The 22,594-nt window shown below is 45.7% G+C and carries 20 protein-coding genes; 12 read left to right on the top strand and 8 right to left on the bottom strand.

The features are described from left to right. On the bottom strand, window positions 1-678 hold a 678-nt coding region (locus A142_RS21565; RefSeq protein ID WP_019821691.1), incomplete at its 3' end, for a LysR family transcriptional regulator. Window positions 679-867: 189 nt separating this feature from the next. On the opposite strand from A142_RS21565, the gene A142_RS21560 reads away from it, so the two are divergent. Both A142_RS21560 and A142_RS21550 read left to right on the top strand, forming a co-directional pair. Next, window positions 868-2,940, top strand: coding sequence for an alkyl/aryl-sulfatase (locus A142_RS21560; protein WP_019821690.1), 2,073 nt, complete (start codon window positions 868-870; stop codon window positions 2,938-2,940). Window positions 2,941-3,275: 335 nt separating this feature from the next. After that, complete coding sequence (locus A142_RS21550) at window positions 3,276-4,100, top strand: SDR family NAD(P)-dependent oxidoreductase (RefSeq protein ID WP_019821688.1); 825 nt, start codon at window positions 3,276-3,278, stop codon at window positions 4,098-4,100. A gap of 19 nt (window positions 4,101-4,119) precedes the next feature. Here A142_RS21550 and A142_RS21545 read toward each other — a convergent pair whose 3' ends face one another. After that, entirely contained in the window at window positions 4,120-4,821 is a 702-nt protein-coding gene (locus A142_RS21545) for a lipoate--protein ligase family protein (RefSeq protein ID WP_029405403.1), read from the bottom strand. A 241-nt stretch (window positions 4,822-5,062) separates the two neighbouring features. On the opposite strand from A142_RS21545, the gene A142_RS21540 reads away from it, so the two are divergent. The 3 genes from A142_RS21540 (at window position 5,063) to A142_RS21530 (ending at window position 8,605) form a co-directional block, all read left to right on the top strand. Further along, window positions 5,063-5,962, top strand: a complete 900-nt coding sequence (locus tag A142_RS21540; RefSeq protein WP_029405402.1) for a homocysteine S-methyltransferase family protein — start codon at window positions 5,063-5,065, stop codon at window positions 5,960-5,962. Window positions 5,963-6,075: 113 nt separating this feature from the next. Next, entirely contained in the window at window positions 6,076-7,086 is a 1,011-nt protein-coding gene (locus A142_RS21535; RefSeq protein WP_029405401.1) for a Gfo/Idh/MocA family protein, read from the top strand. Between the two features lie 10 nt (window positions 7,087-7,096). Beyond that, window positions 7,097-8,605, top strand: a complete 1,509-nt coding sequence (locus tag A142_RS21530) for an SgrR family transcriptional regulator (protein ID WP_019821684.1) — start codon at window positions 7,097-7,099, stop codon at window positions 8,603-8,605. Between the two features lie 88 nt (window positions 8,606-8,693). Here A142_RS21530 and A142_RS21525 read toward each other — a convergent pair whose 3' ends face one another. The 6 genes from A142_RS21525 to A142_RS21500 form a co-directional block, all read right to left on the bottom strand. Then, on the bottom strand, window positions 8,694-9,788 hold the full coding sequence (locus A142_RS21525; RefSeq protein WP_019821683.1) for an HDOD domain-containing protein: 1,095 nt from the start codon (window positions 9,786-9,788) through the stop codon (window positions 8,694-8,696). A gap of 235 nt (window positions 9,789-10,023) precedes the next feature. Further along, the gene (locus A142_RS21520; protein WP_019821682.1) at window positions 10,024-11,079 is read right to left on the bottom strand and encodes an alcohol dehydrogenase family protein; all 1,056 of its coding nucleotides are present in this window, start codon (window positions 11,077-11,079) and stop codon (window positions 10,024-10,026) included. Continuing rightward, complete coding sequence (locus A142_RS21515) at window positions 11,076-11,594, bottom strand: TetR/AcrR family transcriptional regulator (protein ID WP_019821681.1); 519 nt, start codon at window positions 11,592-11,594, stop codon at window positions 11,076-11,078. The genes A142_RS21520 and A142_RS21515 overlap by 4 nt, the downstream gene beginning before the upstream one ends. 178 nt (window positions 11,595-11,772) lie before the next feature. After that, the gene (gene uxuA / locus A142_RS21510; protein ID WP_019821680.1) at window positions 11,773-12,960 is read right to left on the bottom strand and encodes a mannonate dehydratase; all 1,188 of its coding nucleotides are present in this window, start codon (window positions 12,958-12,960) and stop codon (window positions 11,773-11,775) included. 207 nt (window positions 12,961-13,167) lie between these two features. Further along, window positions 13,168-13,950 (bottom strand): FCD domain-containing protein, encoded by a 783-nt coding sequence (locus tag A142_RS21505; protein ID WP_019821679.1) that lies wholly within the window; start codon window positions 13,948-13,950, stop codon window positions 13,168-13,170. Window positions 13,951-14,054: 104 nt separating this feature from the next. Further along, on the bottom strand, window positions 14,055-15,038 hold the full coding sequence (locus A142_RS21500; protein WP_029405400.1) for a TRAP transporter substrate-binding protein: 984 nt from the start codon (window positions 15,036-15,038) through the stop codon (window positions 14,055-14,057). Window positions 15,039-15,338: 300 nt separating this feature from the next. On the opposite strand from A142_RS21500, the gene A142_RS21495 reads away from it, so the two are divergent. From A142_RS21495 to A142_RS21465, 7 genes are all read left to right on the top strand, one after another. Then, entirely contained in the window at window positions 15,339-15,851 is a 513-nt protein-coding gene (locus tag A142_RS21495; RefSeq protein WP_019821676.1) for a TRAP transporter small permease, read from the top strand. A gap of 15 nt (window positions 15,852-15,866) precedes the next feature. After that, on the top strand, window positions 15,867-17,174 hold the full coding sequence (locus A142_RS21490; RefSeq protein ID WP_019821675.1) for a TRAP transporter large permease: 1,308 nt from the start codon (window positions 15,867-15,869) through the stop codon (window positions 17,172-17,174). 96 nt (window positions 17,175-17,270) lie between these two features. After that, window positions 17,271-18,734, top strand: coding sequence for a fructuronate reductase (locus tag A142_RS21485; protein WP_019821674.1), 1,464 nt, complete (start codon window positions 17,271-17,273; stop codon window positions 18,732-18,734). 12 nt (window positions 18,735-18,746) lie between these two features. Next, entirely contained in the window at window positions 18,747-20,159 is a 1,413-nt protein-coding gene (gene uxaC, locus A142_RS21480; protein ID WP_019821673.1) for a glucuronate isomerase, read from the top strand. Window positions 20,160-20,162: 3 nt separating this feature from the next. After that, complete coding sequence (locus tag A142_RS21475; RefSeq protein WP_019821672.1) at window positions 20,163-21,155, top strand: sugar kinase; 993 nt, start codon at window positions 20,163-20,165, stop codon at window positions 21,153-21,155. 9 nt (window positions 21,156-21,164) lie between these two features. Continuing rightward, window positions 21,165-21,791, top strand: a complete 627-nt coding sequence (locus A142_RS21470) for a bifunctional 4-hydroxy-2-oxoglutarate aldolase/2-dehydro-3-deoxy-phosphogluconate aldolase (protein WP_019821671.1) — start codon at window positions 21,165-21,167, stop codon at window positions 21,789-21,791. A gap of 130 nt (window positions 21,792-21,921) precedes the next feature. Then, entirely contained in the window at window positions 21,922-22,425 is a 504-nt protein-coding gene (locus A142_RS21465) for a YgjV family protein (protein WP_019821670.1), read from the top strand. Window positions 22,426-22,594 lie beyond the last annotated feature (169 nt).

Below are 22,594 nucleotides of genomic sequence, written 5' to 3'. Positions count from 1 at the left end.
ATCTATAAATTTAATTACGCAACAAAGCCATGGCAATTTGGTAAAATAATCTGCCGTGTATAAACGAGTTCGTCGCATCCTAAAAGTAATATGCTTTTCATTGTAATATTGCTCTTCGGTCACAGAGCCATTGATTCTCGGATGCCCCTTTCGAGCTATCAGCACCAACTCATCTTCAATCATCGGCTGCTTCATATATCCATTCACTTGCGGGTAATGGATATCAATCGCTAGATCAGCTTGCTGCATGCTTAAACTCTGAAGAAGCTCTTCTTCGTTGTTCGGCACCATATTGAACTCAATAGAGATATTTCCTAACGTTTCATCTTGCTCGACAAGGGGTTGAAGCTTGGTTAAACCGATCTCATTCACCAGAATTCGAAACACATGATGCTGCTGATTATCGAACTGCTTTAAGGTACTAACTGCACTGGTTATGCCTTCAAGGGCAGGTTCCACTCGGTTTGCCAGTTGCACCGCAGCGTTGGTCGGAATAATCCCGCGCCCTTCACGAATAAACAGGTCGGTATCAAGCTGAGATTGCAATCGCTTCAATGCCCCGCTAACCCCAGGCTGAGTCATACCAAGCGATTCAGATGCTAAGGTGATCGACTGCAGTCGATATACCTCTAAAAACACACTCAGTAGATTCAGGTCTAGCTTTTCAACATCACTCACGGTCACTCTCCATGTTTAGGTGCACTGGCATTGGGTATACGACAAGCTTTTCGCTTCAATCTGCTACTTTTAAGCATACAACACATAACAGTTCGTGATGTGTTAAATAAAGCTTACTTTATTTTTTGCTATATGTCTTATTCCTATAATCTCCTCAACGAAACAAAATTCTGAAATGAAGAGGCTCTTATGAAAACTTCTCGCACGTTCAAAAATGCATCACTGTTCCTAGCTATCTCGCTGGCATTCCCTGCAGTTGCAGCTAACCATGACCACGCACACTTCAGCGAAATTGGCGACCAAGGTGGCAAAAGCGCAACCGAGATGACGACTAAGGCAAACCAAGAGTTCGCAAAAACACTTAACTTTGCCGACACTCGCGCTTTCGACAATAACAACAAGGGTCTTATTGCTAGCTTCGACCAAGAGACGGGCGACATCATTCGTAATAGCTTTAACTTTATCGACCCAAGTGTGACGAATGCAGACCAAGCACCAGATTCAGTAAACCCTTCACTGTGGCGCCAAGCGGTATTGAACCAAGCAGCAGAAGGCTTATATGAAGTTGTTCCGGGTAAAGTTTACCAAGTTCGAGGTGCTGACTTAGCGTCTACCTCTTTCATTCGTAGTGACAACGGTTGGATCGCTTACGACGTTCTTCTTACCAAAGAAGCGGCCGCTAAATCACTCAAATTCTTCAAGAGCAATGTGCCTGATGGCGGCGAACTGCCAGTCGTTGCAATGATTTACTCTCACTCGCATGCTGATCACTTTGGTGGCGCAAGAGCAATCAAAGACGCGTACCCAGATGTAAAAGTGTACGGTTCGAAAAACATTACTAAAGAAATCGTCGACGAAAACGTATTGGCGGGTAATGCCATGTCTCGTCGTACTGCTTATCAATATGGCGCAACCCTGAACCGACACGAACACGGTATTGTTGATGCTGCACTGTCGAAAGGTCTATCAACCGGTAGCATTACTTACGTACTGCCAGACTACGAGCTGAACCATAACGAAGAGATTGAAACTCTGGTTATTGACGGCCTAGAAATGCAATTCATGGATGCTTCAGGTACCGAAGCAGCATCTGAAATGGTGACGTATATTCCAAGCATGAAAGCACTTTGGACTGGCGAACTGACCTACCAAGGCATGCATAACCTGTACACGCTGCGTGGCGCTAAAGTACGTGACGGCTTGAAATGGTCGAAGAAGATCAACGAAATGTTAGTCACTTGGGGTGAAGATACTGAGGTGCTGTTTGCGTCTCACTCATCGCCAATCTGGGGCGAACAAGAGATCTCTGATTACCTAAAAATGCAGCGTGACGCTTACGGCTTTACTCATAACCAAACGCTTCGCTTAGCCAACAACGGCGTGGTTCTGCAAGACATCGGTGACGAGATTTACAAGGTTATGCCAGATAGCATTCAACAGTCTTGGCACACCAATGGTTACCACGGTACGTACTCTCACAATGCTCGCGCTGTGTACAACATGTACCTTGGTTACTTCGACATGAACCCAGCTAACCTAAACCCACTACCAATCAAGCCAGAGTCAGTGAAGTTTGTTGAGTACATGGGCGGCAGCGACGCTGTGATTGAAAAAGCGCAGCAAGACTTCCAAGAAGGTGAATACCGCTTCGTTGCAACAGCACTGAATAAGGTGATTCAAGCAGAACCAGAGAACAAAGTTGCACGTGGCTTATTGGCAGATACATACGAGCAATTGGGTTATCAATCAGAAGGTGCAGGTTGGAGAAACATCTACCTAACCGGCGCTCAAGAGCTTCGCATTGGCACACAACCGGGCGCACCGAAAACTGCATCTCCGGACGTGTTAGCGAACATGACGATTGAAAACCTACTCGATTACTTAGCAGTAAAAGTGGATTCGCTAAAAGCACAAGAAACACCATTTACATTGAATATTCAGCTGCCTGATGTGAAAGAGTTCTACTACGTTGAGATGTCTAACGGTAACCTGAACAACATTCAAGTGAACGAGTTACAAGACGCTGATACGACACTGATCATCAATAAGTCTGACGTGTCTGACATCGTGCTTAAGAAAACAAGCCTTGGAAAACTGTTAGAAGACGGAGAAGCAGGCGTGAAAGGTGATAAGACATCGCTTAACAAACTGCTGTCTTCACTGACAGAAGCTGACACCTCTTTTGAGATTGTTCCTCGTCCAAACAAAGGCGAAGAAGTTGATGCAGAGCTATACCAAGATTCACACGAGCACGCTCACTAAGCTGCTCTAAGGTAAAATAATTACAACGTCAAACTGGCCTGAATAGGCTGAAACAAGGCTAATACGACCAAGCCTCAACCATTAAACTGGTTGAGGCTTTTTCTTGCAAGAGTATTCCACCAGCAGGCTAAAGCTTTCCATTACACCCCCCCCCAAAAGCTTTAGAAAAGTTGCAGTATAATATCCGGCTACCCTATCCGATTCAGTATTGTCATAATTCTCATTTACAGCACATTTTCTAACCGTTGCTCCTCCCATCATGTGAACTAGTATGAATTTTGTGCACCGAATCTTTGTTATAAAAGTTACACGGGTAATGTTTCAAAGGAAGAAAAATGCACAAAACAATCCTCATCACTGGTGCGACGGATGGTATTGGTTTAGAAACGGCAAGGATGTTGGCTCAACAAGGCCACCATATCCTGATTCATGGACGCAACCCGGCGAAGTTGAACAAGGTTAAAACGGGACTATCTAGACTGTGTAAAAATGCGGTGATCGAAAGCTACATCGCAGACTTATCGTCCCTCGCAGAAGTGAAGACTCTCGCACAACAAATCAGAGACAAGCACCTACAACTTGATGTACTGATCAACAATGCTGGGGTCTATAAGGTATCCGAGATTACCACTGCAGAGAACTTAGACGTTCGATTCGTCGTTAACACCATCGCCCCTTATCTACTCACGCAAATGCTGCTCCCTCTTTTTGATGCGACAGGTCGTATCGTCAACCTATCTTCAGCAGCCCAATCAACCGTAGATTTAGAAGCGCTTATCAGTCCGAACGCAGGCGAATTAGATGGTCCAGTTTACGCGCAAAGTAAGCTCGCGCTGACGATGTGGTCTATCAACTTAGCTCATCAACTCGGGTCTAACGGTCCATCTATAATTCCCGTCAATCCGGCTTCATTTCTTGGGAGTAAATTGGTTAAAGACGCATATGGGTTAGATGGCAATGACTTAGGAATTGGTGCTGATATTTTATGTCGAGCATCACTGTCTGATGAGTTTGCCAACGCATCAGGAAAGTATTTTGATAATGATTCGGGGTTATTCAAAGACCCTCATGCCGATGCATTGAATCCCGCTAAAAACCGTAAACTGGTGGAAGTTATCGAGCAGCTGTTACAAGAAAAATTGCCCGCCGAACACCATTGAACATGGCAGACACATAGCATTATGCATGCTTAATAAAAGCTTGGCTCAACTGTTGAAAGAGTGAATCTACGTTGGGCATGGGCGTCACATGTTCAGATAAAAGCGTATGAACATGTGGCTCTACAACGGTTGGATTGGCGCAAATCTGATTGTAAAAGTTCACAGGGGCAACGATATGCTCTAAGTCAGCATCTAACAAGATACAGGCTTGCGAAAGTACGATCTGACCGCCCCCGCGTTTCAGCAAAACACGCTGAGCCGTTCCCACTATTTTTTGCTTATTGATGTTGAGATTGTAATCGCCATCGCAATAAGAACCGGGGGTTGCGTGCACATCGACATCAACGCCTAACTCTTTAAAAAATTGAGTTAAAACATCACATAAATGCAGATACGCTTTTTGAATATTATACGCTTCGTCAGAAGGCCAATGATAAATGTGCGATAGGTTAATGACTCCCGGTAACTGGGGAACAGGAGCACCACCCGTTTTACGCGAAGAGAGTTGCCAACCTTGTGCCTCAAGTTGCTTTCTAGACTCCAACGTCACTGGCCACTTTTTCCCTGCAGGCAAAACAAGTGTCGGCGTTTTGGCTTGCCACAACATTAAAGCTTGTCCAATCTCACCATTCTGTATCTGCTGCAATAGTTCATCTTCTTTTTCAAACGCACGCTCAACATCAATGTGCGGGTAACGTACGAGTTTATTCGTTAACTTCAATGCACTTTTCCTCAACAGATTGTGGTGACTTAGTATTTAACGTTCTGGGATGGTTGATGAGATAAACATATATCTTAAACCCAATGCAGCATAGCACCGATTACCTCTCCATCCTTTTTTCCTTTCGCTATTGAGATGTATTGATTTAGCTAAACCACTTCCACTTTGATGGCTTCAGTCTTACAAGGTTGTCTGATATGGTGGCGGCAGAACTTCAGCAATTGTTTAGATAGTATTGAATATGAAAACACTAACCATACTTGATGGCGGCATGGGCCGAGAACTCAAAGAAATTGGCGCGCCATTTTCTCAACCACTTTGGAGTGCTCAAGCGCTGATTGAAGCACCCGATTTTGTTAGCCAAGCGCATCAAAACTTTGTCGATGCAGGTGCTGAAATCCTGATCACTAATAGTTACGCCTGTGTGCCTTTTCATTTGGGTCAAGAGCTCTTTGAACAACGAGGCTTTGAACTAGCCGCACTTTCTGGCGAACTGGCTAAGGCAGTTGCTGACAATGCCCCTCACACAGTGAAAGTAGCAGGCGCGATTCCACCGCCATTTGGCAGCTACCGACCAGACTTGTTTAAGGTCGAAGAAGCAGCCCCTATCATTCAAACCCTTTACGATGCCCAAGCTCCAAACATCGACCTTTGGATAGCGGAAACGATTTGTAGCCTGCAAGAATTCGAATCCATTCATGCGGTACTCAAGCAGTCAGATAAGCCGTGTTACTACGCGTTAAGTTTGGAAGACACCAAGGGTGATTCTGCCAATATTCGTTCTGGCGAGAGCGTAACAGACGCGATCAAACTTGCCTGCCAATCGAACGCGAAAGGCATTATGTTTAACTGTTCAGTGCCTGAAGTGATGGATCAAGCCATTATCGATGCTAAGAAAGTGATCGATGAGCTAGGCAGTGATTTAGACATTGGTGTCTATGCCAATAACTTTGCACCTATCAGCAGCGAACATGAAGCGAATGATATGTTTCAGGAGATGCGTGAACTGGATGGCCAAGGTTACTTAACTTACGCTAAACGTTGGCACGCACTGGGCGCGAATATCGTCGGTGGCTGTTGTGGCATCGGGCCAAAGCACATTAAAGCCCTAGCCGATTGGAAACACTCAATACAGAGCTGATCCTGAGCTTCAACTAGAATAAAATAAATAGAGAACAGGTTGAGAAATCTGTTCTCTATTTGTATGTGGCGTCTCTGAGTACACTGATACAAAACAACGATTTGGAGCAACTGATGAGCGACACGCAACGCAAAATTAAATGGGGCATCGCAGGGCTAGGTAATATCGCCAATCGATTCGCAACCGCAGTCACAGAGCATTCTCTGCATGGTGAGCTTTATACGGTTGCCGCAAGAGATCACTCACGCGCAACCACGTTCGCCAATAAGTTTGGTTGCGACAAGGCTTATGGCTCTTATGAAGAGATGGCGAATGACCCAGGTGTTGAAGCGGTTTACATCGCTACGGTTCACCCATACCACCAGCCACTCGCCGAACTGTTTTTAAAGAATAAAAAACATGTATTGGTGGAGAAGCCGGCTTTTACCAACATTGCTGACTGGCTTGAGATGAAAACCCTCGCCAAGCAAAATGGCGTGATGCTGTTAGAAGCGATGAAAACCGTGGTGTTTCCCGCGTATCGTGAGCTCCAATCATTCTTGGTCGACAACAATATTCAGATAGATTCCATCGAAGCCAGCTTTGGTAACCATCACGACTATGAGCCCGATTTGTTTATCTTCAATCCGGATTTGTCAGGCGGAGCAACGCTCGATGTTGGGGTCTATGGGCTTTGGTTCTTCTACGACCTGTGTCGAACACTGGGTGTGAACCCTTCAAAACCTCAGGTAGAAATGTTGTGTCTTTATGAGGGAGCGAATGTTGATACCAATGCATGCTTTACCTTCTCTGGTGATATAAGCGGTAAGATATCGGCATCAACAGTGCAAAACCTTCCCCGAACAGCACACTTAAGTGGGCCCGAAACCAAGATCACCATTCAGGAAAAATGGTGGAATCCGGCCTTTATTGAGATTGAGCATCAAGGCAAAAAGTCGACCATCAACTACCGAGTGACAGGGAATGGGTTCGAGTTTGAAATCGACCATTTTTCAGAGTTAGTCCTTCAAGGCAAAACTGAATCGAATATCCTAAGCTCAGAGATAACCTCTCGAGTTCTCGATACGATGGAAAAAGCACTCATTGATTCTGGCTATCCACATTTAACTCAACCTCGTCGTTAGGAAAAGCACATTGGGCAACCTTAAGCGCAAGCTTGAACTGTATGAAAAGATATTTCAGGCTTTTGGGCCTGGAGTATCACATTGTCAGGTCAACCAACTGGCCACACTGCTGCACGTGAGTGAACGTCACGTTCAGACCTTGCTCAAAGCGATGACAACGCAAGGTTGGATTGAGTGGCAAGCCAGTTCAGGCCGCAGCAAGAAGGCACAACTCACGTGTCTGGTTGAGCCTATTGAGGCGTGTTACCAATACGCACAAACCCAAGCTGACGCAGGCGACATAGAACAGGTATTTAGCACCTTGAGCTTCAATGGCCGCAATGCTGGCGCTGAGTTACAAGCCTTTCTAAGCAATACCAATCCGCCGGCGCAAAATATCGCGTACATCCCCTTTCACCGAGAACTCGAAGCGCTTCATCCTCAACGTGTGCTTAGACGCACCGAACGTTTCTTAGTGATGCAAGTTTGCCAACGCCTAACCTCAGTTAAGCACGGCAAACTCAGCGGCGATCTGGCTTATCATTGGCAGCCTAATCTAGATGCGACACAGTGGCACTTTCAAATTCGCAATGGTGTTCACTTTCATAACGGTCGAACACTCGAACCTCAAGACATAGCACGCAACCTTAACTCGCTCTGCCAAAGCAAAATATGGCGTCGCTGTTATCAGCATATTGATGAGGTCTCTGTCTCGGCAGGCAATGTGGTTGTCGTAAAGTTGAATCAACCTGATTGGCATTTACCGCGCCTACTTGCTAGGGCTGAAGCCTCCGTATTCGATCACTCATCACCGACTGATAGGCTGATTGGATCTGGCGCGTTCTCATTAGACATCTTCTCAAGCAAGATGTTGAGATTGAGCCGCAATAGCGCCTATTCACACAGCACGCCGATTCTCAATCGAGTCGAGTTGTGGGTCTATCCGGAATGGGCACAGAGCAAAGCCTGCGCTCAAAATCAGGTGTGCGTGAAACTGCCCGAGAAGACGACCACCGTGCGTGGGGATGGCCATGCTTCCCAACCGGATTTCGGCTCAACCTTCTTTAAGATTCAAAACCCGATGTTGTCGAAAACCGTTCGTGAGTTCACCGTTGAAGACACCTCTGAATGCCAAACCCTTTTCGATCAGTTATCAGTATCCGGCGACAACAAAACCAGCGTGGAATATGGACATTACCTAACTACCAAAGACGTCGTGCTGTGCAGTATTATTGATGAGAACGACGCCTTCACTGCGTGGTTAAGCTTTTTCACTCGCTTCCCGTTTGAGGAATTAACTTTACCTTCTGAGATACTAGAGACAATCGAACAAGGCTTAGCCTCAATAACAAACCAGCCCAACGTTAAGTTAGCGATGAATACACTGTTGGAACTCAAGCATTGGTTGAATGACTCTGGGGTTGTGGTTGAGCTCAAGCAAGAGGCGTTCAACTTGGAAGTTTCTGAAAAGATACACGGCGCGCAAGTGAATGGTTTCGGTTGGTGTGAGCTCGACAAGCTATGGATTAGCCATTTGTAAGCGTATTTCGTAGCTGAACTGTATTTCACAACCAAGCTGCAACCAATCATTATGTTCAGTCACAGCGCAGGTCGAATAGGCTAAGGGGTTAGCTCACTAGCGATAACTCAGACTCTTTATAGATACGGTTAGCCACTTTGTATGCAGCCGGAGACATCAGTGTCTCTTTGCATCTGCGCTTAAACTGTTCGACTTCAACCGTTTGTTGTTCCAGTAAATAGCACAATTCACTCAAGTAGTTAGCTTCAAACACAGCTTGACCAAGTGGTGTGCATTCGTATCGGCTCGACTCTTGGTAACCAATTGCGGTCAACACAGATTCTGGCAGCTCCCAGAACTTAGCAATAGTGTAAGTCAGGCGAATAGAGTAGCTGTTCATCAGGCGCTTCAATGCTAACGAGTTAGGCGGAACAGAAGGATCAACATGCTTGAAGGCTTCTACCATCATTTGGAAAATGATCATCTTACCTAGATTACGGATCAACCCAACAAAATATGCGGTAGCTTGGTCTTCTTGAGATGGCGACTCTTTCATTAACTCCTTAGAAAAAGAAGCAGTTTGAACACTGTGATTCCAAATTTTCTCACCGAAATGACGCCAGTAAATATTATTGCCCGGCGTAAAGTTCTTCATGTAAGAATTCACCACCCCCTCAACAAGGCCTTGAGAGCCCATATTTAGGAATGCTGTTTTTAGGTCGGTAACCTGCTTTTCACCACGTTTATAGAAAGCACTGTTAGCCAGTTTAATCACATCGGCAGCCATACTCGGCTCGCGCTCAATCACTCTTAACAATGCATCGACATCAAACTCATCGTTCTGCAATTCACCCATTAATGTAGTGACAGAAGCGGGCATAACAGGCAACTCATTAAGCAGCGCTTTCGGAGAACGAATCAAGCGTTCGATTTGGCAAGCCACAAAGTCGCTAAATGGGTCTGACTCCGTTCGAAGGCGAGATTCTCCAAACAGACAATCAAGGAACTGACCATCGTGAAGGCTAAGCGTCTTATCGACGATTAATGATGGTGGCTGAGCGGACGAAGGCGGAACAAAGATTGAAGACTGAACGGAATCAGTAGCAACGGTTTGTTGTTGCTCTTGTTGGGCTGGCTCTGCAGAGGGTTTGTTTTTTGAATCAACAAAAGGTGAGAATAATACCTGCAATACCCTTTTAAACATCAATACGGCTCCTAGATGATTATCAAACAGTTCGGGATATATAACGGCGGTGATTATCGCACAGTTAATTCATAAACCACACAGTGACAAATGAATCATTAATTTCTCAGCTGTATAGGATCTGTTACTCAACGGGCTGCGAGACTGAGCCTACCAGCACTCACTAGAAACAAAAAAGCGAGCACATAACGCTTGCTCGCTCTTATATAGGTTAGATGCATGACAATATCTAAAGTTAACTCTGGGCTACTTCTAGTACGATCTTACCGACGTGTTTTTTCTTCAAAAATTCATCTTGTGCAGTATGAATTTCAGCCAACGGGAAAGACTGTGCAACGATAGCGCCAATCTGCTGCTTCTCAATACGGTTGATTAGATTCTGGAATACTTGTGGTTCTAAAACCGTGCAACCAAAAAAGCTGAGATCCTTGAGATACAAAGTGCGAACATCAAGCTCAATCATAGCGCCACCAATCGCGCCAGATACGGCATAACGACCGTGTGGTTTCAGGACTTCAAGGAATTCCGGCCACTTATCACCGGCGACTAAGTCGATAACCACATTCACACTGCTTTCGCCTAGCGCTTTAACCAAATCCGCATCACGAGCAATCACTTCATCAGCGCCAAGTTCAAGTAACTGTTGGTTCTTGCTTGGGCTAGTGATGGCAATAACATACGCGCCGCGAGCTTTTGCTAGCTGAATAGCCGCAGAGCCCACACCGCCCGATGCACCTGAGATAAGCACGCGATCACCTTCAACCACATTCGAGCGAGTTAACATGTTCTCTGCTGTTGAGTAAGAACATGGGAAAGACGCTAGCTCAACATCCGACATAGTGCTATTCACCGCATAAGCGTGCTTAGCTGCGACTTTGGTGTATTCAGCAAAACCACCATCGCACTCAGAACCGAAATACCATGGCTGTGGCAGATCTCGTCCGTACACTTCCGTTAAGCAAGGTTCGATAAGAACACGCTCACCAATACGATCAGCAGAGACTTCATTGCCGACTGCAACGATGAAACCACACACGTCAGCACCTTGGATACGAGGGAACTTCAACGCTTCTCCCGACCAGCTTGCGTCGTCTGAATCGTCGCTTTTTGAATACCAACCGATTCGTGTGTTGATATCCGTATTGTTAACGCCTGCTGCCATCACTTTGATCAGCACTTCATTAGGTTCGATTTGAGGAACCGCGATATCTTCGCGGTAGCCAAGCATTTCTGCTCCGCCGTGACCTAGCATCTCTGCGCCTTTCATTGTCTTTGGTAGTTCGAATTTCATCGTGTTTCCTCGAGTAATTTTGTAACCATATTCTGTGCTGATGCCACCGCTTCTTCGCCTAAGACCGGCCACGCGCTTGATACGCCTTCATGAAGTAAAAACAGTGGGGTCGCGAGATCATCTCGCAGGCTCTGCTTTCCCATAAGCAAACGAACTTGTTCTTTATGTTGCGTAACCGCTTGGTTGATAAGCTCATTATCTGGGAACGCAGCAATCGCATTCATCGACATGCAACCATGCGGCGCATACTCTTCTAACCATTGTTGGAGCTTGTTGAAGATATGAGTGACAGACTCCAACCCGGCCTCTGGCGACGCCTCCAGTAAAAAATCGAGATAGCGTTGGTGTCGGTATTCCAATGCACCAACAATCATCACTTCTTTTGAAGGGAAGTGTTTATACAGGGTTCTTAGGCTTACATCGCACGCTGTTTTCAGCTGTGCAACGCTCGGCTCAGCAAAACCTTGCTGGCTGAACGCTACTTCAAGGCTTGCTGCAATCTGTTCTCTCAACATAGTGCTATCTCAATACCCGACAAGGGGTAGAATAATTGTTCTACTTACAGGGTAGAACGATCACTCTACCCATGTCAATAGTGAGATTCATGGACACAATCTTTAAGAGGACCAGATACAAAAAAACCAGAACATAAGTTCTGGTTTTAACAGGGAATTTTAAAGCGAGGTATAGTTGTTATTTAGTGTAGAAAGCACGTTTCAATGCCATCTCTAAACCGCGCACTTCAGCCAAGCCTTTCAATCGACCAATTGCCGAATAACCTGGGTTAGTGGTTTTCTTCAAGTCATCCAACATTTGATGACCGTGGTCCGGACGCATTGGAATTAAACGGTGATCGCCCACTTCTGCACGACGATTTTCTTCATCCAAAATAGCCATCACAACGTTGTACATATCCACATCACCATCTAGGTGCGCTGCTTCATGGAATGTCATTGGGTTGCTCTCTTCACGCTTAGTTGAACGCAGGTGCGTAAAGTAAATTCGGTCACCGTGCTTTTTGATCATATTAACCAGATCATTGTCGCCACGCACACCGTATGAACCCGTACACATCGTCAAGCCATTCATTTTGCTTGGTACATTTTCGGTCAACCAATCAATGTCTTCGATCGTTGAAACGATACGAGGTAAGCCTAGAATTGGACGCGGTGGATCGTCTGGGTGAACCGCCATCTTCAAGCCATTAGCATCACAGATAGGCATCAGCTCAGCGAGGAAGTAAGACATGTGTTCACGTAGCTTGTCTTTGTCGATTCCCGCATAGCGATCTAGCTGTGCTTGAAAGGCTTCAAGTGTGTAGCCTTCTTCAGCGCCTGGTAGGCCAGCGATGATGTTATTAGTCAGTTGCTGAATTTGCTCTGGCGTCATGTTATTGAAGTAATCCAACGCTTGCGCTTGCTCTGATTCTGAATAGTCCGATTCTGCACCCGGGCGCTTCAAGATATGCAGCTCAAATGCCGCAAATGCGATTTGGTCAAAACGCAGTGCGCGAGAACCATCAGGCATTTCAAATTCTAAATCGGTACGCGTCCAGTCCAACACTGGCATGAAGTTATAACAAACCGTATCGATACCACACTCAGCAAGGTTAGACAGAGTTTGTTTATAGTTATCAATCCACTGCTGGTAGTTACCCGTTTGCGTTTTGATCTCTTCGTGCACAGGCACGCTTTCTACAACCGACCACGTTAAGCCTTTCTCTTCGATAATAGCTTTGCGTTTCAAGATTTCTTCTTTTGTCCAAACTTCACCATTTGGAATATGATGCAATGCATTCACAATACCAGTTGCGCCCGCTTGACGAATATCATCTAGCGAAACTTGATCATTAGGGCCGTACCAACGCCACGTTTGTTCCATGAGACTTACCTTTCTTTAAGACGCACTTAGCCGGCTCGAATTAATCAAGCTAAATGCAATAACGACTTCTTAATGACAGCAATGAAAATTACTGCCGAGATAGCACCGGTCTACGCCGGTCTAAAGACGATGACTTATTTGCAACCGAGTGAATGAATCAGCTTCCCAAAAGAGTTGTGAAACTGAATTCAACGTTAGCTTTCAGAACTAACTTTCAGTACTCAGCAGCACCACTGGGTTTGAACTAAATAAGTAACCGTCAAAGTTTGGGTCATCAATGTCTGACAGCGCTAACAAACGCTGTTTAACATTCTCAAGGTGTTGCCACATTGCGTTCTTAGCAGCGACAGGGTCTTTGCGCTGTAAGGCGGCGAGGATACGAGCATGATCATCTAACCATTCTTCACGGTAATCTTGACCACTGATGTGAGAGTGGAGTTTATTCCACATTGGACTCTTTTCGCGTCGATCCCAGGACTGTTTCAACATATCTACTAGCACAGAGTTTTGAGTAGCCTCTGCAATACACACGTGAAATTTTTCATCTCCGCTGCAATCAGTAGTACCGCTTGCAAGCTCTTCGCGCTCGAGTTCGAGTGCAGAGCGCATCTTAATGATGTCGCCCGGAGTGACCTGAGTTGCCGCAAACTCCGCGATATTACTTTCCAGTAATTGGCGGGCCTGCAGCATCTCGAATGGACCAGCGTCATCGCTGACCACATTCTCGCGAGAATGAGTAGGAATGTTCAGGACATAAACACCTGACCCTTTTTTCACCTCAACTAAGTTTTCAAGCTCCAGCATGATGATCGCTTCACGCACCACAGTGCGGCTTACATCTAGACGATCAGCAATATCGCGTTCTGGAGGCAACCTATCTCCGACCTTATACAGGCCTTCAATCAGTTCTCTTCTTAGTACTAACCCTATCTCCTGATAAGGTCTTTTCGGTTCGAAAGGCATCATGATGATATTGTCACTTCTTTCCATTATATTTCTCTCGCCATCATAATGACCAAATATAATTGGTCAACCTCTATATCCCAAAATGTAATAACACTTTGTTTTTATGTCACTATTTTTGGACAGACTTGTTACTTAACAGACTGAATACGGTCAATCAGCGCACTCAATTCAGGGTTCGATGTTTCTAAAGCGTCGTACATTGGTTGAACGGCTAGTGCGAACGCAGCTTTATCTGGCTCAACGAACGTTACGCCCATTTTCTCAGCTTTAGCACGCTCTTTTGCTTCCGATTCAGCCCATAGTTTCTTCATCAACTCCGACGAATCACTTGCCGCTTTCATCAACGCATCTTGTTGTTCTGTAGTCAGTTTGTCGTATGTTTTTGTTGAGATAACCAACACATCCGGAACCATCGTATGCTCATCTAAACTGAAGTATTTAGACACTTCGCTGTGACGGCTCAAACTGAAAGAAGGAATGTTATTTTCAGCCGCATCCACTACGCCTTGTTGCAGTGCTGTATACAGCTCACCGTAAGCTAATGGCGTTGGGTTACCCCCTAGCGCTTTCACCATAGCAATTGCTGATGGACTTGGTTGAACACGAACTTTCAAACCTTTCAGGTCTTCCGGCGTGTTAATTGGCTTGCTGGTATAGAAGCTACGCGCACCTGCATCGTAATACGTCACACCTATAAAGCCGCTATCACGAGAAGAGTTAAGAATGTCACGACCTACCTCACCATCAGTCACACTGTAGTAGTGCGCTTGATCGCGGAATAAGTAAGGCATGTTGAATGATGAATAAGCAGGAGAAAAAGCTTCTAATTCAGCAGCATTACTTTTCACCATATCTAAAGCGCCGTTCTGCATCAGCTCCATAGATTCGCGTTGTGTACCCAATTGAGCATCAGGGTAAATACGAATACGCACTTCGCCGTCAGTCATTTCTCGTACTTCTTTTGCCATAAACGTCATCGCTTCATGCACAGCATGGTCGCGTGGGTGGTTATGGCTCAGTTTCAATGTTGTTGCTGCATAAGCAGAAGCTGTTGCGCCGAAAGCGAAAGTAGCACCAACAATCGCACTAATCAGAGTTTTACGCGTCATCATCATTCTTATTCTCCGTGGATTGGTTATCCAATGTGTAGGGTATTTATTGTTCTGAGGTCATATTGGCGATCAAAAAACCAACCGTCAAAGCTGAAATTAGAATTGATTGACCAATATCACAATAAAAACCCACAAATTGGTCAACCAAAACCATTTGTGAAGTTGCTCACGCCAACCAAAGAATGAATAGCTTATGATTCAACCAGATTTTTGAACATCCCTACCCCTACATAGAAATAATTTCTTACATTGGTAAACCAATTGTTATGAGATGCGCAATTTTGTTGAAAGGAAATAAACATGAATAAATTGGTCAGTTACATAAATAAAGGGTTGGCCGCCTTTACAGTGTCTCTATCGTCTTTCTTAGTACTGTGTGTGATATGGCAAGTACTATCCCGCTATGTTATTGGCAAACCAAGCACTGTTACCGACGAGCTCGCTCGTTATCTCTTTATGTGGGTAGCCCTAATTGGAGCTGCTTACACTACGGGTTTGAAGCGCCACCTTGCCATTGACTTATTAACAATGAAGCTCACTGGCAAGCGCAAATTAATCAACGAAATCGTTATCCAAATCGCCATTGCAACCTTCTCTTATATCGTTCTAGTACACGGTGGAAGTCAGCTTGCAGCTAAAACTCTTGCAATGGGACAACTGACTCCCGCACTTGGTTTAGAGATGGGTTACATCTACTTCTGCTTACCGATTAGCGGCGCTTTGATGATTTTTTACTCCGCCGTATTTACCTACGAACGCGTTAAACAATTAATGTCAGGTGACAATTTGATCACCGACTCACAACTTGATTGATAGAAGGATTTCACAATGGAATGGCAAGTAATACTGACCTTATTCGGTAGTTTCGCTGTACTGCTTACAATCGGTGTACCGGTCTCATTTGCGATTGGTTTGTCGTCATTAGCGACGATTCTAATGAGCTTACCGCTTGAGCCAGCAATCGCTGTGGTTGCTCAACGTATGGCCGCGGGCCTTGATAACTTTGCGCTACTGGCAATCCCGTTCTTCATTTTGGCGGGTAACATAATGAACCAAGGTGGCATCGCGCTGCGTCTGATCAACTTCGCGAAAGTATTAGGTGGCCGTCTACCGGGTTCATTGGCGCACGTAAACGTGATGGCAAACATGATGTTTGGCTCTATCTCAGGCTCAGCGGTAGCATCGGCAGCAGCGGTTGGCGGCACCATGTCTCCTCTGCAAAGGAAGGACGGCTACGACGAAAACTACTCTGCAGCGGTAAACATTACTTCTTGTCCTACTGGTCTATTGATTCCGCCAAGTAACACACTGATCGTTTTCTCTTTGGTGTCTGGTGGTACTTCAATTGCGGCTCTGTTCTTAGCTGGCTACATCCCAGGTATTATCATGGGACTCAGCATCATGATTGTGGCGGGCATCATTGCAAAACGCCGTGGCTACCCACTTGCAGAACGTCCTTCAATGTCTGTGGTATGGGACACCTTCTTAAAAGCGGCGCCTTCTCTAGCACTTATCGGCATCATCATGGGCGGCATCATTGGCGGTATCTTTACTGCAACCGAGGCTTCTGCGATTGCTGTGGTATACACCTTCGTTCTCGCGGTAATTATCTACGGTGAAGTGAAATGGCGTGAGATTCCAAAAATCATTCTTGAGTCTGCAGTAACGACGTCTATCGTATTGTTACTTGTTGGCGCATCAATGGGCATGTCTTGGGCGATGGCGAATGCTGATGTGCCTTACATGATTGCTGATGCATTATTGGCGGTTTCTGATAATCCATTGATGATCCTGCTGATTATCAACGTGATTCTGCTGATTGTGGGTATCTTTATGGATATGACACCAGCGGTACTTATCTTCACACCAATCTTCCTGCCAATCGCATTGGACCTAGGCATCGACCCTGTTCATTTCGGCATCATGATGACATTTAACCTAGCTATTGGTATCTGTACGCCTCCAGTAGGTAGTGCCCTATTCATCGGTTGTTCGGTTGCCAACATTGCCATCGACAAAGTCATCAAGCCTTTGCTGCCATTTTATGCAGCACTGATTGCAGCCCTAATGGCCGTTACTTTTATCCCTGAACTGAGCTTGTTCCTACCTGAATTAGTACTGGGCTACGGTTCGTAATTTGGTCACAGATACATTCTAAGACTGCTAAACACTCAAACGCTTTATCAAATAATAAAATCCCGCTGGTTCGCTGGCGGGAAAAGGAACTGAATAATGAAGACTGTTGCTAACTCTACGCTGCCAAACACTGTATTACGACCTGACTACGACCGTTCAGCACTCCAAAGCCGTATTGTGCACCTTGGTTTCGGTGCATTTCACCGAGCACACCAAGCACTATTCACCAATGAAATGCTAAGCAAAACCAACACAGATTGGGGCATTTGTGAGATAAACCTATTCGGCGGCGAAGATTTGATTGAATCACTTCGTACGCAAGATCACCTTTACACCGTTGCAGAAAAAGGCGCGGAATCTACCGATGTTAAATTGATCGGTTCAGTAACTGAATCACTGCATCCAAATCTCGACGGCATCGAAACCGTATTAGAAAAAATGGCTGAGCCTCAAGTCGCTATCGTTTCGATGACCATCACTGAGAAAGGCTACTGCGCTGACCCAGCGACGGGAAAACTCGACAAAAATAACCCATTAGTCATCGCTGACCTAGCTAACCCAAGTGAACCTAAATCAGCATTAGGTTACATTGTCCAAGCCCTCAAAATTCGACGTGAACGTGGCTTAACACCATTCACGGTCATGTCTTGCGACAACGTGCAAGAGAACGGTCATGTAGCAAAAGCAGCGATCATTGAGTTTGCTCAACTGCTTGACCCAGAATTGCGTGATTGGATTGAAACCCATGTCACCTTCCCATGCACCATGGTTGACCGCATCGTACCCGCAGCAACCGAAGAAACACTGACAGAAATTGCAGAACTGCTTGGCTGTGAAGACCCATGTGGCATCGCCAGTGAACCCTTCCGCCAATGGGTGATTGAAGATAACTTTGTGGCAGGCCGTCCAGACTGGAATGTTGCCGGTGCAGAGTTCGTGGAAGATGTGGTGCCTTACGAAGAGATGAAACTGCGCATGCTCAATGGCAGTCACTCTTTCCTTGCTTACCTTGGATACCTTGGTGGCTACGCCCATATTTCCGACACCATGACAGATGCAGGCTACCGCAAAGCTGCTTTTGATATGATGATGAAATCACAAGCACCTTCGTTAACCATGCCTGAAGGAACAGATTTAGAAGGTTACGCAACCTTACTTATCAACCGCTTCACCAACCCAAGTTTGAAACATAAGACGTGGCAGATTGCGATGGATGGTAGTCAGAAGATCCCTCAGCGTATGGGTGGCAGCTTACGATTCCATTTAGAGCAAGGCTCAGACTTCTCATGGCTTGCAACGGCCATCGCTGGCTGGATGCGTTATGTATCTGGCGTTGATGAGCAAGGCAATGAGATTGATGTTCGCGATCCAATGACAGACACACTTCGCCAGATCTGCGACGAGCATGGACTCAATGTTTCTGTGGTTCCTGCATTGCTTGCTGTTGAAGCTATTTTCCCTGCCGAGCTAGGCCAAAACCCACAAGTCATAGATGCGGTAAGTTCAGCGTACCAATCATTAATTGAACACGGTGCCGTTGCTACCGTGGCTGCGTTATAAGGAGTACAGACAATGAAGAATTTCTTATGTGAAGACTTTTTGCTGTCAAATGAGACTGCGCGTCGCTTGTACCACGAACACGCAAGCCACCAGCCGATTTATGACTATCACTGCCACCTTAATCCGGCAGGGGTGGCTGAAGATCGTCAGTTCGACAACATGTCTAAGATCTGGCTTGAGGGTGACCACTACAAATGGCGTTGCATGCGTTCCGCTGGGATCGACGAGCGCCTGATCACCGGAGGCGCAAGCGATTATCACAAGTTCATGGCATGGGCTAAAACCGTCCCTCAAACCTTGGGGAACCCACTTTACCACTGGACTCACTTAGAACTTCGTCGCCCATTTGGTATTACTGGCACTCTCTTTGGCCCAGAAACCGCAGATCAAATTTGGCATGAAGGTAATGAGCTATTAGCGACACCGGAATTTAGTGCTCGCGGCATCATGAAGCAAATGAATGTGGTGATGGCCGGCACGACAGACGATCCTATCGACTCTCTTGAACACCATAAAGCGATCGCTCAAGACAGTTCATTTGATGTGGAGGTTCTACCAAGTTGGCGCCCAGATAAAGCGTTCAAAATTGAACTTGATGGCTTTGCTGATTACCTGCAAAAGTTAAGCATGGTTGCTGACGTTGAGATCACGCGCTTTCATCATCTATTGAATGCTTTAGACAGCCGCCTAGCGCATTTCAACGACCATGGTTGCCGCGCAGCAGACCATGGTATCGAAGTGGTTCGCTACGCGCCGATTCCATCAGAATCCGATCTGGATGCGCTGTTAGCTCGACGCCTCAACGGCGAAACGCTCACCGAATTAGAATGTGCGCAGTTTTCAACAGCGGTTCAAGTGTGGTTAGGTAAGCGCTACGCAGCAATGGGTTGGGTAATGCAGCTTCACATTGGTGCTCAACGCAATAACAACACGCGTATGTTCCAACTGTTAGGCGCAGATGCAGGGTTTGATTCGATCAGCGACAAGACGTTTGCCTTCGAGCTAGCTCACCTGTTGGACGAGATGGATCAAAGTAATGAATTACCTCGCACCATCCTTTACTGCTTAAACCCTCGCGATAACGAGATGATGGCAACCATGATTGGCAACTTCCAAGGTGGTGGCATCGCAGGCAAAGTACAGTTTGGTTCTGGTTGGTGGTTCAACGACCAAAAAGACGGCATGCAACGTCAAATGGAGCAGCTATCTCAGCTTGGTCTGCTTAGCCAGTTTGTCGGAATGCTAACTGACTCTCGTAGCTTCTTGTCGTACACACGCCACGAATACTTCCGCCGAATTCTGTGCGACATGCTTGGTCGCTGGGCTGAAAACGGTGAGGTGCCAAACGACATGTCACTGCTTGGCCCAATGGTCGAAGACATCTGCTTTGGCAACGCAAAACGCTACTTCGAAGAGAGGGCGTAACCCATGAAACATATCGCCATCATTGGTGAGTGCATGATCGAGCTTAACGGCAAACCGTTCGGCTCAATGCATCAAACGTTTGGCGGAGACACACTCAATGCTGCGGTCTACCTAAGCCGCGGCTGCGAGGCGAACCTCAATCAAGATGACATCAAAGTGTCCTACGTTACGGCTTTAGGCGCAGACCCGATTAGCAAGGGAATGTTAGAACGCTGGCAACATGAAGGAGTGTCGACTGACCTTGTTCTGCAAGATAGCCAACGAACTCCGGGGCTATACCTGATTCAGCTTGATGAAGCCGGCGAGCGTACCTTCTTATACTGGCGTAATCAGTCAGCAGCACGTTACCTGTTACAACATCCAGATTTCAGCCAGATAAAGCAGGCACTGCGCAACGTCGATATGGTCTTTCTCAGCGGTATCACATTAGCGATTCTACCCGAGCAAGATCGTATCCAGTTATTGAACATCTTGGTTGAATTGAAGACGCAAGGCGTTGAGATCGCTTTCGACAGTAACTTTCGCTCTGCGCTTTGGCCACAGGACGAAAACCAAACCGTTAAGAACAGCTACCAAGCCATGTATACGCTGACAGATTTAGCTTTAGTCACGTTCGATGATGAACAGTTAATTTGGGGAGATACTTCACCTGAACAAACCATCGAACGTCTAACTTCACTCGGTGTTAAGCGATGCATCGTCAAACTGGGGGCTGATGGCTGTCTTACTCAAGATGCCACAAGTCAAAGTAACAGAGGGCAAGACTCGGGTGCGGCTTCGGCTCCACGAGCGGTGCCTACTCACCCTGTTGAAAACGTTGTTGATACAACCTCAGCAGGGGACTCATTCAATGGCGGATTTTTATCTGCTTACCTTGCGGGCGAAGACTTAGTTAAGTCATGCCAGCGCGGCAATACCATGGCAGGCGTCGTTATCCAACATCGCGGTGCAATTATTGCAAAAGAACTTACTCAAGCGGCCATCACAGCCATTTAAGGAATACCAATGTCCAACATCAAAGAACAACTGAAAACACTGAAAGTTATCCCTGTGATCGCTATCGACAACGCTGAAGACATCATCCCTCTGGGTAAAGTGTTAGCTGAGAATGGTTTACCTGCGGCAGAAATTACATTCCGTTCGGAAGCTGCTGTTGAAGCAATTCGTCTGCTTCGTGAATCACAACCAGATATGTTGATCGGCGCAGGAACAGTATTAAACAGAGAGCAAGCTATCGCAGCCAAAGAAGCAGGCGCAACGTTCGTCGTCTCTCCTGGCTTTAACCCAAACACGGTAAGAGCCTGCCAAGAGATTGGCATTGATATCATTCCTGGGATCAACAACCCGAGTACAGTAGAAGCAGCGCTTGAAATGGGCTTAACCACATTGAAGTTCTTCCCAGCTGAAGCATCGGGTGGCATCAACATGGTTAAATCGCTTCTTGCTCCTTACACGAATATTGAGATCATGCCAACTGGTGGTATCAATCCAAACAATATTAAAGACTACCTAGCGATACCTCGCGTGCTAGCATGTGGCGGTACTTGGATGGTGGATAAGAAGCTGATTGAAGAAGGCTATTGGGAAGAGCTGGCTCATTTAACTCGTGAAGCCGTTAAGTTAGTCAATTAACCCTAATGCAATAGCAACTTCAATATTATATCTAACCCTCCTTTTGGAGGGTTATTTTATGGTTAGGATTTATTCATTAAAAACTAATATTCAATCGTATTATATAGCATCTAAAAAATAGAGGATAAATATGGAAAACGGGATAGCACAAGGAGTTGGCGGGCTGGCTTTTTGTATCGGTGTCATGGCATTCTGGCAAAAAGATGATATGCGTTTTCGCTATCAAATGATGATATTTTGTTTTGTCATGAGTATTCATTTCATATTAATGGGTGCAATAGTAGCTGCTATTGGTGTAATTATTAATGCTATTCGAAGCTACGTATCAATAAAAACTCAATCACGCAAAGTGATGTGGTTCTTTATCGGGTTAATGTGGTGCATGACTTTGCCTAACATGAACCATTTCTTTGAGTTTATTACGGTTGTTGGTTCATCCTTTGCAACATGGGCACTCTTTTCAAAACACGGCATCGCCCTGAGATCATTGATCTTATTCAATTCCTTCTGTTGGGCTAGCCATAATATTTGGATTGGTTCGATTGGAGGAGCCTTTGTCGAAATCACGTTTATTATCACCAACCTGGTCACTATCTGTCGCTTACATCAACACAAGTTGTTAACTATAAAATAGGCAACACATTTTTAATGTAACATTTAAAATATGGAAGTAATACACCACTAATTAAGCCGGGAAATAATTGGATATCAAAAAAACAATCCTAGATAAATTTACGTTCTTTAAATTTCGTCAATATATTTACAATACTAAAGGCTTTGTTGCGTAATTCAGTGGAACTAAA

The sequence above is a fragment of the Vibrio splendidus 12E03 genome, from assembly GCF_000272105.2.
GTDB lineage: Bacteria > Pseudomonadota > Gammaproteobacteria > Enterobacterales > Vibrionaceae > Vibrio > Vibrio splendidus_I.
Note: the sequence above shows the minus strand (reverse complement) of the source record. Positions and strands in the feature narration are given on the sequence as shown.